Annotated in this window: 10 protein-coding genes; 6 read left to right on the plus strand and 4 right to left on the minus strand. The window is 70.5% G+C overall.

The genetic code is table 11. From position 1 onward, the window contains the following. The first annotated feature begins 24 nt into the window (after positions 1–24). Entirely contained in the window at positions 25–1,371 is a 1,347-nt protein-coding gene (locus tag ACRAKI_RS12725; protein WP_447007268.1) for an ABC transporter substrate-binding protein, read from the plus strand. Between the two features lie 114 nt (positions 1,372–1,485). Here the strand turns inward: ACRAKI_RS12725 and ACRAKI_RS12730 are convergent, their stop codons facing one another. Genes ACRAKI_RS12730 through ACRAKI_RS12740 form a run of 3 tightly spaced genes read right to left on the minus strand, consistent with a single transcriptional unit; the run spans position 1,486 to position 4,850 of the window. Continuing rightward, positions 1,486–1,683: a hypothetical protein gene (locus ACRAKI_RS12730; RefSeq protein WP_447007269.1), complete on the minus strand. Its 198-nt coding sequence runs from the start codon at positions 1,681–1,683 to the stop codon at positions 1,486–1,488. A 48-nt stretch (positions 1,684–1,731) separates the two neighbouring features. Next, a complete protein-coding gene (locus tag ACRAKI_RS12735) occupies positions 1,732–3,090 on the minus strand; it encodes a DUF1501 domain-containing protein (protein WP_447007270.1) in 1,359 nt (452 codons plus the stop codon). A gap of 11 nt (positions 3,091–3,101) precedes the next feature. Continuing rightward, positions 3,102–4,850 (minus strand): DUF1800 family protein, encoded by a 1,749-nt coding sequence (locus ACRAKI_RS12740; RefSeq protein ID WP_447007271.1) that lies wholly within the window; start codon positions 4,848–4,850, stop codon positions 3,102–3,104. Positions 4,851–5,693: 843 nt separating this feature from the next. On the opposite strand from ACRAKI_RS12740, the gene ACRAKI_RS12745 reads away from it, so the two are divergent. Beyond that, positions 5,694–7,271 carry a sigma-70 family RNA polymerase sigma factor gene (locus ACRAKI_RS12745; protein WP_447007272.1) on the plus strand — a complete coding sequence of 526 codons (1,578 nt, stop codon included), beginning with the start codon at positions 5,694–5,696 and terminating at the stop codon, positions 7,269–7,271. 258 nt (positions 7,272–7,529) lie between these two features. On the opposite strand, the gene ACRAKI_RS12750 is transcribed toward ACRAKI_RS12745, so the two are convergent. Continuing rightward, on the minus strand, positions 7,530–8,564 hold the full coding sequence (locus ACRAKI_RS12750; protein ID WP_447007273.1) for a LacI family DNA-binding transcriptional regulator: 1,035 nt from the start codon (positions 8,562–8,564) through the stop codon (positions 7,530–7,532). 165 nt (positions 8,565–8,729) lie between these two features. Here ACRAKI_RS12750 and ACRAKI_RS12755 point away from each other — a divergent pair, with 165 nt between their 5' ends. From ACRAKI_RS12755 to ACRAKI_RS12770, 4 genes are all read left to right on the plus strand, one after another. After that, positions 8,730–10,016: an ABC transporter substrate-binding protein gene (locus tag ACRAKI_RS12755; RefSeq protein ID WP_447007274.1), complete on the plus strand. Its 1,287-nt coding sequence runs from the start codon at positions 8,730–8,732 to the stop codon at positions 10,014–10,016. A 110-nt stretch (positions 10,017–10,126) separates the two neighbouring features. Continuing rightward, a complete protein-coding gene (locus ACRAKI_RS12760; RefSeq protein ID WP_447007275.1) occupies positions 10,127–11,074 on the plus strand; it encodes a carbohydrate ABC transporter permease in 948 nt (315 codons plus the stop codon). A gap of 2 nt (positions 11,075–11,076) precedes the next feature. Next, a complete protein-coding gene (locus ACRAKI_RS12765; RefSeq protein WP_447007276.1) occupies positions 11,077–11,919 on the plus strand; it encodes a carbohydrate ABC transporter permease in 843 nt (280 codons plus the stop codon). Next, on the plus strand, positions 11,916–13,517 hold the full coding sequence (locus tag ACRAKI_RS12770) for a glycoside hydrolase family 43 protein (RefSeq protein ID WP_447007277.1): 1,602 nt from the start codon (positions 11,916–11,918) through the stop codon (positions 13,515–13,517). Before ACRAKI_RS12765 ends, ACRAKI_RS12770 begins: the two co-directional genes overlap by 4 nt. Positions 13,518–13,544 lie beyond the last annotated feature (27 nt).

The following is a 13,544-nucleotide window of genomic DNA, read 5'->3' on the forward strand; positions in this document are numbered from 1 at the left end:
CACCGCCGCGAAAGGTCCTTTCCCATGTCACTCACCAAGCGCCGCTGGAAGGCGGCCGCCGCTCTGACGATCGCGTTGGCCACAGCACTCGCAGGGTGCTCCTCCGGTGGCAACGGCACCGCGCAGGGCGGCGCCACCGGTACGCAGGACGCGGTCGACGCGGCCCTGCGCGAAGGCGGCGAGATCACCTACTGGAGCTGGACCCCGTCCGCCAAGGCGCAGGTCGAGGCGTTCCAGAAGGAGTTCCCCAACGTCAAGGTCAACTACGTCAACGCCGGCACCGGCAACGACCACTACACCAAGCTCCAGAACGCCATCAAGGCCGGCTCCGGCGCACCCGACGTCGCCCAGGTCGAGTACCAGGCACTACCGCAGTTCGCGCTCACCGGTTCGCTGGTCGACCTCGGTCAGTACGGGTTCAACGCCTTCGAGGGCGACTACACCCCGTCGACGTGGAACTCGGTGAAGGTCGGCGGCGGGCTGTTCGGCCTGCCCCAGGACTCCGGCCCGATGGCCCTGTTCTACAACAAGCAGCTGTTCGACCAGCACGGCATCGCGGCACCCACGACGTGGGCGGAGTACGTCGAGGCGGGCAAGAAGCTGCACGCCGCCGACCCGACCAAGTACATCACCAACGACACCGGTGAAGCGGGCTTCGCCAACAGCATGATCTGGCAGGCAGGCGGTCGGCCCTTCAAGACCGACGGCAAGTCGGTGACCATCAACCTCCAGGACGAGGGCACCAGGAAGTGGACCTCGGTCTGGAACCAGCTCGTGGAGCAGAAGCTGCTGGCGCCCATCCCCAGCTGGTCCGACGCCTGGTACAAGGCGCTGGGTGACGGCACGATCGCCAGCCTGGTGAGCGGCGCGTGGATGCCGGGCGTGCTGGAGTCGTCGGTCAAGGACGGCGCGGGCAAGTGGGCCGTCGCCCCGGTGCCCACCTACGACGGCGGGGCACCGGTCACCGGGGAGAACGGCGGCAGCACGCAGTCGGTCCTCAAGCAGAGCGCCAAGCCCGCGCTCGCGGCGGCCTTCGTGCGCTGGCTCAACAACGGCAACGGCGTCAAGCCGTTCGTCGACAGCGGCGGTTTCCCCGCCACCAAGGCCGACCTGGAGTCTCCCGCGTTCAAGGACGAGCAGACGCCCTACTTCGGCGGGCAGAAGGCCAACCAGATCCTCACCGCGGCCGCCGGACAGGTCTCCACCGGCTGGTCCTACCTGCCCTACCAGACCTACGCGAACACGATCTTCGGCGACACCGTCGGCAAGTCCTACGCAGGCGGCACCGCGATCGACCCCGGTCTGGCCGACTGGCAGAAGGCGCTCGTCGACTACGGCAACCAGCAGGGGTTCACCGTCAACGCCGGATGAGCGGGCGGCCGACCCGGCGCTCTCATCGCCGGAAGCCCCGCCGCCGTCGTCACGAGGAAGTCTCCGGTACCCCTCGCACAGCTGTGCGAGGGGTACCGGCCTGCTCCGAGCCGGTCAACTCCTCCGTGCCGGGGCGGTGCTGCCGCGCACGACGAGGTTGGTGGCCAGCTCGGCGCGGTGCGCGGCCAGCTTCTCGCATCCAGACGAGGCGCTCGCTCCGGCCGACCGGCTTTCACCGAAGTGCCGAGCGAAATCGACGACGTCGCTGCCTCTCACCAGGAACAGGCACAGGGCGGGCAGGGTCGACAGCACGACTGCGGCCCTGCCGGCCGTGTTCCTCCGGATCGCGCCACTGGTGGCTCAGGTGAAGACGCCCAGGTTCTGCTGGGCGTGGTCGGGGAAGATGGTGTTGGTCGAGCCGAGTCCGAGCCGCTTGGTCAGCAACTCGCCGAGGACGTCGCGGTAGTCGTTGGCACCGGCCAGGTCGCCCTCGTCCAGCGCGTCGGCGGACAGGCCCGGCCAGGCCCCGTGCACGCGTCCGCCGCGCAGGCCACCGCCCAGCAGCATCATCAGACCACCGCGGCCGTGGTCGAAGCCGGAACTGCCGTTGACCTCGACGCGGCGGCCGAACTCGCTCATCAGCACGACGTTGACGTCGGCGAAGGCTGGGCCCAGCTCGGCGGCGAACGCGGCGAGGGCGGTCGACAGGTACGTGAGGTGGCTGTGCATGTCGCCCTTGTCGGGGGTGCCGATGTTGGTGTGCATGTCCCACCCGCCGACGTCGACCGAGGCCACCCGCAGGCCTGCCTTGGCCTTGATGAGCGTGGCGAGGTTCCTCATCTGCGCGGCGAACTCACCCTCGGGCCACGTGGCGGCCGAGGCTTCCGCCGCGCCGTCGAGCTCACGTGCGGCGGCGAGCATGGCGAGGGTTTCGGTCGTCTGCACCGCCTCGGGGTGGTCCAGACCGGTGTACAGGCCCTTCAACGCGGTCAACGACCGTTCCCGGACGCCTTCCCAGGTCGCGAGGTGGAGGTCCTTCAGGCTGTGCATGACGACCTTGGCCTCGCTCCCGATCATGGACCGCGGCACGGTTCCACCCTCGGCGACAGCGCGGAAGGTGGTGCCCGGACCGAGTTCGCCGAGAACCCGTTCCAACCAGCCGGTCCTCACCGACGGGCTGGCGGCGCCGCGTTCGATGCAGTCCGTCGCCTGGAAGTGGCTCCGGCTGATGTTGTCGCCGGACACCGCGTGGACGGCGGCCATCGTGCCGGCGTTCCACAGCGGGACGAGCGGGGCGAGAGCCGGGTGCAGGCCGAAGCGGTCGTCTCCGGCGAGGAGGGCACCCGGTCCGACCGCGACGTCACGGCGGGCGTCCAGGTAGTTGCGGTCGCCGCGCGGCACGACGACGGACAGCCCGTCCACACCGCCGCGCAGGAACACCATGATCAGCGTCTTGTCAGTGGTGTTCTGGGCGGCGAAGGACACCTTGGACGTCACGAGCTGGCTACCGAGCCCGGCCACCGCGACGGCGCCGGCGCCCGCCAGCAGCCGCCGGCGGGTGAAGCCGCGCCGCCACAGGTCGCGCTGACCGTCGAGCTCGGCGCCGACGGCTTCGGAGTGGAGGCGGACCGCGCCGTCCAGCACCGTCGGCCCGTGCCGGCGCATCTCGCCGATCGTGCGCTCGGGCACCGCGGGCGTCTGGGGAGGGTTCTGTTCCACGGGTCGTTCTCCTACCGCAGCGAGTGGTTGATCGAGTCGAGCATCAGGGCGGCCACCTCGGCGATGCGGCCGCCGAGCGGTGGCTCACCCACCGGGGCGTCGTCCTTCGCTTCGAGGTAGTCCAGCAACGCCTGCCGCTCGCTCGCGCGGAGTGGCTGGAACAGCAGTCGACGGGCGAGCGCGTCGAGGTATTCGCCGGTCGTCGCGGGCGGGTCCTCGACCAGGGATTCCGGTTTGCGGAAGGTGAGTCCCGGACGATGGCCGTGCACCAGGACGCGGTGCGCGTTCCACTGGCCGAGCGTGATGTGCGTCGACCGCCACGCGCCGGCCACGTCCGGGTAGCCGTCCGGGGGGGTCCAGCCGAGCGGCGCCTGCCCCAGCGGTCCCATGTCCCAGACGGAGAACGACTCCAGGCCCTTGCCCGTGGCATCACCGGGCAGCACGTCGAGGACGCGGGCCGTCGCCGTGTAGTTCTCCCCCGGTCGACGGACCTTCTGCCCGGGGGCGGCCCAGAACTCCAGGGATCGGAACAGCACGCGCAGCACCGGGACGATGGCGGTGTCGTTGTCCAGGTACGCCTGGGCGAGCCGGTCCACCAGGGACTGCGGCGGGTTGTCCGACACGAACCGCACGGCGAGCTTGCCCGCGATGCGCCGGGCGGTGGCCGGCAGGCGTGCCAGGTGGTCGAGGTACCGGTCGCCGACCGCCAGGCCCTCGTCGGGTGAGGCGTTGGCGTCGGAGAAGCCGAGCGCGTGCACCTCGCCGACCCAGTGCTTGGCGGGGTCGTAGTGGAACTCGCCTTCCCAGGTGGCGGTCCGGCCGCTGAGGATGTAGGCGCTGTTGCGCACGTCCTTCTCGTTGTACCCGCCGTCGATGCCGACCGTGTGCAGTTCGAGCACCTCGCGGCCGTAGTTCTCGTTGACCGACTCGCGGTTGGACAGGGCGTTGCTCAGGTACCACAACATCGAAGGGCTGCGGGCACTGGCGCGCAGCAGGTCGGCGAACTTGCCGAGGGCGTGCTTGCGGATGACTTCCCGGTCGTGGAACACCGCGGTGTCCCAGGAGTCACCGGGGATCGGGACGTGCAGGTGGTTGTGCCAGAACTCGACCATCACCTCGAGGAGCTGCCGCTTGCTCCACAACTGGCGGGCCAGCGTCGCGTCGCGCACCTCCACCATCGCGCTCCACGAGAACCGCTCGATGGTGGCGAGCAGCTCCGCCGTGGTCATCGACACCAGCGGGAATTTTTCCAGCACCCGGTCGGCGATCGGGTCGTCCAGCTCCTCGGGGCGGAGCTGCCGCTCGATCCAGTCGTCGATGCCGAGCTTCTCCACCTCCGCCACGTCGGCCGGGGTGGGCCCGAACGTCAGTCGTCGCAGCAGGTGCAGCTTCGACTCCCCGGTCAACGGGGTCTTCACGACGTTCTCGGCCCGCGCGACCTCTTCGGCGGCCACCTTCGGGGACGCCGCGAGGCCCGCCGGTCCCGTGTACGCCTCCTCCGAAGCGACCGCCCGGCTGTAGCTGGTGTCGCGGTCGGCGAAACTCCCGGCGACCTTCGGCGCGTCGTCCACCGGACGCGAGGGGAGCGGTGCGGCACCGGGTGCGGTCGGCTGAGCGGCGCTGGGGGCGCTCCGTCGCTCGACCGCGTCGGAGACCGGCTGCGCGGTGTTCTCGGTGGTGGCCGGTTCGTCCTCGAGCAGGCCCTTGCCGAACCAGGACAGGCCGCCCGCGGCGAGCAGTCCGCCGATGCCCGCCATCATCCAGCGGCGGTTCGACTTCTCAGGCCGGGCGGATTTCGCGCTCTGGACGCGGCGCTCGGGTGCGGGCGCACCAGTCCGCAGGGGTGCGTCGGCGTCCGGCGTGCGGGCCTCGGACCGCCTGCCATCCGGATCGGGTCGCGATGGCCGCGCGTCGGGTCGCTGTGGTCGCGCGTCGGGCTGCCTGACGCGCGGATCGGGTCGGCCGCCGTGTGCGTCGGCCCGCGGCTGGTCCTGTCGCGGTGGGTGTGGATCCGCCGGCCGCTGATGAGGATGAGCTCGAGGGCCGCGTGGGTCGACCACGGGGAAACGCGGATCCGGCCGCCGAGCACGCGGGTCGGACTGCGGCGCCTGCCGCACGGGCGGCCGTGGCCCAGTGGGACGTCCCGCCGCGGGGTGTTGGCCCGGGGCCGGTGCGCCGGCGTGGTGGCCATCCGTCGCGGACGGGTCGGCTTCCCACGGTTCGGGCGGGTTTTGGTACGTCATCAGCGGCGTTCTCCAGCGGTCCATCGACGGTGGGGCGGGCCATGCGCACCCACAGCGGCGGGAAGCGCGGTGCGCGAGACCTCATCGGTGGAGACCACCACGTGGGCACTCGGATAACAGAACGCCGGCTCCGCTCGGTGTGACGTGGACCGCAGTGGCGAAGTGTTATGGGCTGCCCGCTGTCAGGTGAGTGGCACCGGCACCGGTCGGACGTGCTGACCCTCCACTTGGGAGTGGGGTCGGAACCGCAAGCGTTGGGAGAGCGGAAGATTTCCGGACACCTGAGCGCTTGGGTCTGCGGTGGCGGTAGCCTTCGCCGTGATGCGGACACACCCGCGGTGACGATGACGGAGGCGACCAGTGCGTGTGAGGGCGGTCGTGGACCTGCCGGGATCGGAGGTGATCCGGTCGGCACAGGCCGGTGACCCGCGGGCGGTCGAGCGGTTCGTCACCGGTTGTCTACCCCTGCTCTACAACGTCGTCGGCCGGGCGATGAACGGGCGGGGTGACGTGGACGACGTCGTGCAGGAGACGGTGCTGCGTGCCCTGGACGGCCTTCCCCGACTCCGCGACCCGGAGCGCCTGCGTTCCTGGTTGGTCGCGATCGCCATCCGCCAGGTGCGCTCGTGGTGGCACCACGACCAGCGACGGGAGAAGGTGGGCCTGCCCGAGGACGTCGACAACCTGGCCGACCGGCGCCTGGACTTCGCCGACCTCACGATCCTGCGCCTGGAGCTGTCGGGACAGCGGGAGGAGGCGGTCCGGGCCACCCGCTGGCTGGACGACGAAGAACGCGAGGTGCTCGCGCTGTGGTGGCTGGAGGTCGCGGGCGAGCTGACCCGCGCGGACGTGGTGGCGGCCTGTGACGAACCCGCCCAGCACGTCGCGGTCCGCATCCAGCGGGTGAAGCAGCGCCTGGACACCGCGCGGGCCGTGGCCAGGGCACTGGCCGCCGTACCCCGTTGCAGGGAGTTGGCGGAAGAGGCCCGGAGCTGGGACGGCACGCCGTCGGCCCGGTGGCGCAAGCGGCTGGGACGCCACGTCCGGTCGTGCGGGCAGTGCACGTCCGACTTGATGCCGCTGGAAGGCCTGGTGGGCAACCTCGCGCTCGTCCCGTTGCCGATCGGCCTGGCCGGACTCGTCCTGCACCAACTGGCCTCGACCGCGGCCACCGGAGCGGCGGCGGCCACGACCTCCGCCGCCGCTACAGCAGGCGGGGTGTCCCTGAAAGCGCTGGCGGCGGCAGCAGCGGCGGCGGTGACGACGGTCGCTGCCATCGTGGTGCACCACTACACGCAGCCGACGGAGTCGGAGGGGCACCAGGTCGCGCTGTCGACCGTCCACGCACCGCCGGGGTCGGACGCCGGGACTCGGGCAGCGCCGGAGTCCACCACAGTCGGACGGACGACCGTGACGCCGGCCGACCTCCCGCCGACGACGAGGCCGGTGTCGTCGCAGGGCCGACCGACCGACGCCCAGTCCGTGCAGGTCCGGACATCCGGCAAAGCCATGGCGCTCGGCCGCTTCTCGCTGCGTGCGGCGAGCGGCGAGCGGTACCTGCACCGGAATCCGTGGAACAAGTACGCCGCGATGGGGGAGATCTCGGCCGACAGCGACGCCACGGCCAGGCAGGAGGCCACCTTCACCGTCGTCAGCGGGCTGGCGGACCCCGCGTGCTACTCGTTCCGCGCCCCGGACGGCGACTACCTCCGGCACTACGTGATGCGCGTGGAGATCGGGCCTGACGACGGCACCACCCAATTCGCGGAGGACTCGACCTTCTGCGCCCATCCCGGGCACGGGGAGCAGGCGGTGGCGCTCGAACCGATCAACTTCCCCGGCCACCTCCTGCGCGGCAGGCCCGACGCTGAGGTGTGGATCGATCACGGCGAAGCAACCGGAGAATCCTCGTTCTTCGTCGTCGATCCCCTAGGGTGACCTGACGTGCCGATGAGGAGGTCGGCTCCGGGGCTGCACAGCCACAGGACGGCTTGAGCGATCTCGTCGGCGTGCTGAGGCGGCTACGGGTGCATGGCCGCCGAACCCGGCCTCACCCTGACGACCTACCCGGCCGTACCCGCTTCCCCTTCCGAGGAAGGCCTGCGCGCTCGCCACCTGGGCCGCCACCCGAGAAGCGACCTCACCCGCGCACCACACGTCCGGATGACGTTCGCCCGGCCGGGCCGAGCAGGCCGATCAGCTCCTCGGTGCCGGGGCGGTGCTGCCGCGCACGACGAGGTTGGTGGCCAGCTCGGCGCGGTGCGCGGCCAGCTTCTCGCCTTTGGTCAGCGAGATCAGCATGCGGGTCGCGAGGGCGCCCATGTCGCGCAGTGGCTGGCGCACGGTGGTCAGCGGGGGCGCGGTCCACGGTGCGAAGGGCAGGTCGTCGAACCCGACCACGCTGACGTCGTCGGGTACGCGGAGCCTGCGCTCGTGCAGCGCCTGGTACGCGCCGAGGGCTTGCAGGTCGCTGCCCGCGAAGATGCCGGTCGGCGGGGTGGGCAGCTCCAGCAAGGCCTTGGTGTGCAGGTAACCCTGCTCGTGGCGGAAGTCGCCGTAGCGCACCAGGCGCGGGTCGTAGGGGAGTCCGGCGACGTCCAGGGCGTCGCGGTACCCGGCGACGCGGGCCTTGGTGCACATCATCTGCTTCGGGCCGCCGATCACCGCGATGCGCTGGTGGCCCAGCGAGACCAGGTGCTGGACAGCCGCGTAACCGCCATGCCAGTTGGTCGCGCCGACCGAGTGCGCCGTCGGGTCCTGGCGACCCACGGCGTCGACGATGACGAACGGGACGTTGAGCCGGTTCAACTCCGTGCGCTGCCGGGCGTTGAGGTCCGACAGCACCAGGATCACGCCGCGCGTCCCGCGAGTGGTCAGCGACTCCAGCCAACCCTTGTCCGGCGTCGGCGCGGTGTGCACGGCGGTGAGCACCAGGTGCATCCCGTGCTCGCGGGCGACCTCCTCCGTGCCGCTGAGGATCTCCGTGGCCCATGAGCTGTCCAGCTCGTTGATCACCAGGTCGAGCAGCGCGGCGCGGGTGCGGCGGGGCTTGGGCGTGGCCTTCGGCGGTCGCTGGTAGCCCTCTTCCAGCACGATTCGCTCGACGTGCTCACGGGTGCTCGCGGACACGTCGCGGTGCCCGTTGAGGACCTTCGAGACCGTCGGCACCGACACCCCGGCCAGCTCCGCGATGTGCGCCAACGTGGGCTTCGGGCCCGTTTCCCTCGTCACCCCATCAATCTAACTTTCCGGTCAAGTGGTGAGTTTCGTACTTCTGACCTGCGAGTTTTCGAAGATCCTTCGAAAAGCAGCGATGTTTCGGAGGAGAAACCTTGTTCTTTGCGAAACCGCGTTCCTAGCGTGACGCCGCACCTAGCAACGCCGGAGGAACCGATCATGGGTCAACGCAGACACCGCCTCGCCGTCGCCGCCGCGACGGCACTGCTCGCCTTCACCGCCGCGTGCGGCACCGCCGCCGAGGAGAGCAACGGCCCGGTGGAGCTGACGTTCTGGACCTTCCTGGACAACAGCGCCGAGGTCGAGATCTGGAACAGCAAGAACCCCGACACGAGGGTCAAGGCGGAGAAGGTTCCCGCCCAGGACTACTACGCCAAGCTCCAGGCCGCGGTGAAGGCCGGGAACGCCCCGGACATCGCCCTGGTCGAGTACCAGTTCGTGCCGTCCATGATCGCCTGCGACTGCCTGGCGGACCTCACCGGCAAGGTGGGGCGCGACCTCGGGGAGCGGTTCCCCGACTGGGTCTGGAACCAGGTCAACCAGCAGGGCAAGGTCTACGGCGTCCCCCAGGACATCGCGCCGATGGCGTTGTTCTACCGCACCGATGTCTTCACCGAGCACGACCTCACCGTGCCGAAGACCTGGGACGAGTACGCCGAGCAGGCCGAGAAGCTGCACTCCGCCGATCCGTCGAAGTACCTGGCCACCTTCGCCACCAACGAGGCCGGCCAGTGGGCCGGCCTGGCCTGGCAGGCGGGCGCGCGCTGGTTCGGCACCGAGGGCGACCAGTGGACGGTGTCGATGAACCCGCCGCAGTCACAGCGCGTCGCCGACCTGTGGCAGGACCTGATCAGCCGTGACCTGGTCAAGGCCGAGCCGGACTTCAGCACCGGCTGGGTGTCCGACCTGACCAGCGGCACCGTCGCCTCCTGGGTGGCGCCCGTGTGGGCGGGCTCGTACCTGAAGGGCAGCATGGCCGCCAGCGCCGGCAAGTGGGCCGTCGCCCCGATGCCGCAGTGGGACCCCGCCAAGCCGCAGGTCGGCAACTGGGGCGGTTCGGCGATCTCGGTGACCAGCAGCAGCGAGCACGTCGACCGGGCCGCGAGGTTCGTGGAGTGGCTCAACACCGACCAGCAGTCGCTGAACTCGCTGATCAACAAGTCGTCGATCTTCCCGGCGGCCAAGTCGGGCCTGCTGGACCCGTCGTTCGCCAAGCCGCAGGAGTTCTACGGCGGCCAGAAGATCTACGAGGTGTTCAGCGAGGCCGCGAAGCAGATCGACCCGAACTTCGCCTGGGGTCCGACGATGACCAGCACGTTCCCCGCCTTCACCGATGAGTTCGGCAAGGTCGCCAACGGCGAGCAGACCGTGCCGCAGGCCTTGGAGGTTCTCCAACGGCGCACTGTCGAGGACATGGGCAAGCAGGGCTTCACCGTCCGCGGCTGACTCCAGGCACACCGCTTCCGCCCGGTGCCGCCGCCTCCCGCGCGGCACCGGGCGGATCCCAGCCCGAGAGGCCCACCCCGAAAGAGGCCCACCCCGAAAGAGGCAACTCCGTGACCACGCTCGCCCCGCCGCGGGCGGACCGGCCCACCAGGCCGCCGACCCCAGCACCGAGGCGCCGACGCCGCCGCAGCGTCGCGCCGCTGTTGTTCCTGCTGCCCTTCGCGCTGTGCTTCACCGCGTTCTTCCTCGTCCCGATCGGGGTGGCGGTCTGGCAAAGCCTGTTCCAACCGCGCCGCAGCGGGCTGCTCGGCAAGACGACCGAGGTGTTCGTCGGGGTGACCAACTACCTCGACGTGTTCGCCGACCCGAAGTTCCACGAGGGATTGCTGCGCGTCGTGGCGTACGCGGTGCTGACCATTCCGCTGATCATGGTCACCGCCACCGTGGTGGCACTGCTGCTGGACTCGGCGCTCGTGCGGGCGCGCAAGCTGTTCCGGCTGCTGGTGTTTCTGCCGTACGCGGTGCCGGCGGTGATCGCGACACTGCTGTGGGGCTTCTTCTACCAGCCGCAGTTCAGCCCGATCGTGCGCACCTTCGACGCGTTCGACTGGTCCAGCCCCGACTTCCTCAACGGCACGGCGGTGCTGCTGTCGATGACCAACATCGCCGCCTGGGAGTGGATCGGCTACAACATGATCATCGTGTTGGCCGCGTTGCAGGCCATCCCGACCAGCGTGCACGAGGCCGCCAAGCTGGACGGGTGCGGTGAACTGGCCATCGCGGTGCGGGTGAAGCTGCCGATGGTGCTGCCCGCCATCGGGTTGAGCCTGCTGTTCTCCCTGATCGGCGCGTTCCAGTTCTTCAACGAGCCCGCCATCCTCAAGCCGCTGTCGGCGACCATCACCAGCTACTACACGCCGAACGTCTACGCCTACCAGAAGGCGTTCGCCGAGGGGCAGTCCGGCTACGCGGGCGCGATCGCCGTGACGCTGGCCCTGGTGACGTTCCTGTTCAGCCTCTACTTCCTGCGGCTGGGCCGCAGGCGCGGGGTGATCTGACCATGACCAGGCTCAGGACCCTGCCCGCACACGTCGTGCTCGTGGTCGCGTCCGCGTACTTCGTGCTGCCGCTCGTGTGGCTGGTGATCTCGGCGACCAAGGGCCGCGACGAGCTGTTCACCACGTTCGGGTTCGCCCTGCCGGAGAAGTTCGCGCTGGTGGACAACGTCCACCAGACCCTGTCCTACGAGAACGGCATCTACCTGCGGTGGGCGGCCAACACGCTGCTGTACGCGGGTGGGGGAGCACTGGGCGCGACCGCGCTGGCCGCGATGGCCGGCTACGCCCTGGCCAAGTTCTCCTTCCGCGGCTCCGGCGCGATCTCGTGGGTGATCATCGGCGCGGTACTGGTCCCGGTGACCGCGTTGGCGCTGCCGCTGTACTTCCTCATGTCCGAGGTGGGGTTGCAGAACACGCCGTGGGCGGTGCTGCTGCCCAGCCTGGTCTCACCGATGGGCGTCTACCTGTGCCGCCTGTACGCGATCTCCTCGGTGCCCGACGAGGTGCTGGAGGCCGCGCGGATGGACGGCGCGTCCGAGTGGCGGGTGTTCCGCACGGTGGTGCTGAGGATCATGTCGCCGATCCTGGTGACGGTGTTCCTGTTCCAGTTCGTGGCGATCTGGAACAACTTCTTCCTGCCGCTGGTCATGCTCAACTCGCGCGAGCTGTTCCCGTTGACCCTCGGCTTGCAGGACTGGAACACCCAGCCGCAGGTCGGCAACCAGGTCATCTTCCACCTCGTGGTGACCGGCGCGTTCCTCGCCGTGCTGCCGCTGGTGGTCTGCTTCCTGCTGCTGCAACGCCACTGGCGGCAGGGCCTGGCGCAGGGGAGCGTGGTCGCGTGATCACCACCCCGCGCACGGGCCTGCGGGTGGCGCACAACCCGGTGCTGCCCGGCTTCCACCCCGACCCCTCGATCATCCGCGTCGACGGCGCGTTCGTCGTGGCGACGTCGACCTTCCAGTGGTTCCCCGGTGTCGCGCTGCACCGCAGCACCGACCTGGTCACCTGGGAGCGTCTGCCGCACCCGCTGACCCGGCACGCGCAGCTGGACCTGCGGGGCGTCCCGGACTCCGGCGGGGTGTGGGCACCCTGTCTGTCCCAGGTGGACGGGGTTTTCCACCTCGTCTACACCAACGTGCTGGGCTACAACATCGACGGCTTCTACGACACGCCGAACTTCCACGTGCAGTCGTCGTCGTTGCACGGTCCGTGGTCCGACCCGGTGCCGCTGCACTCGCGCGGCTTCGACCCGTCGTTGTTCCACCACGACGGCAGGTCGTGGCTGTTGTCGATGCAGTGGGACCACCGGCCGGGGCGGCTGCGGTTCGCGGGCATCCTGCTCCAGGAGTTCGACCGGGCCACCCGGACCCTGGTCGGCGAACCGGAGTTGATCTTCACCGGCACGGACCTCGGCTTGACGGAGGGGCCGCACCTGTACCACCGCGACGGCTGGTTCTACCTGGTCGTCGCCGAGGGCGGCACGAGCTGGAACCACGCGGTCACGGTCGTCCGGTCGCGGTCGCTGACCGGACCCTACGCGGCCGACCCGACCGGGCCGATGCTGACCAGCGCCGGACGGCCCGAGCTGGAGTTGCGGAAGGCGGGCCACGGCAGCCTGGTCGCGGACGAGGACGACCGCTGGTTCCTCGCCCACCTGGTCGGCCGTCCGGTCGACGGCGCCGGGCACTGCATGCTGGGCCGGGAGACCGCGATCCAGCGCGTGGAGTGGGTGGACGGCTGGCCGCGGGTGGTCGGGGGAACTCCGGCCACGTCGGTGCCCGTGCCCGAGGACTACCCGCCGACCGAAGCCGCGACCGCCCCTCTCACCGACCTCGGCCCGGAGTGGCAGACCGTGCGCCGCGCGCCCGACCCGTCGTGGCTGTCGGTGACCGAGCGTCCCGGCGCGGTGCGCTTGCGCGCCGACCAGTCGCCCGCCAGCCGGCACGACGTGAGCCTGCTCGCCCGCCGCCAGCAGGCCACGACCACGGCGTTCACCGTCACGATCGAGGCCGAGCCGACGCACTTCCAGCAGATGGCGGGCATGATCCACTACTACGACTCGGCGCTGTGGCACTGGCTCCAGCTCACCCACGACGAGCGGGTCGGTCGCTGCCTGACGGTGCTGTCGTGCGACCACGGCACGCTCACCGACCCACTGGCCGGTGCGGTCGTGCCCTGGCCGCACGGTGGACCTGTCCGGCTGCGCGCCGAGGTCGAGGGCACCGAGCTGCGCTTCTCGGCCGCCCGGCTCGACGGGCCGTGGCAGCGCGTCGGCCCCTCGCTCGACGCCAGCACCCTGTCCGACGAGCACGCCGCCCGCTCCGCCGTCGCGGGCGGCACGGGCACCGCCGTGGAGGGGTTCACCGGCGCGTTCCTCGGCGTGTGCGCCACCGACCTCACCGGTCGTCGCATGGTGTGTGACGTCCTGGACGCCGGCTGACGCCCTGCCGGTTCGCGCGGGAGGGCG

The organism is Saccharothrix isguenensis, assembly GCF_052936305.1.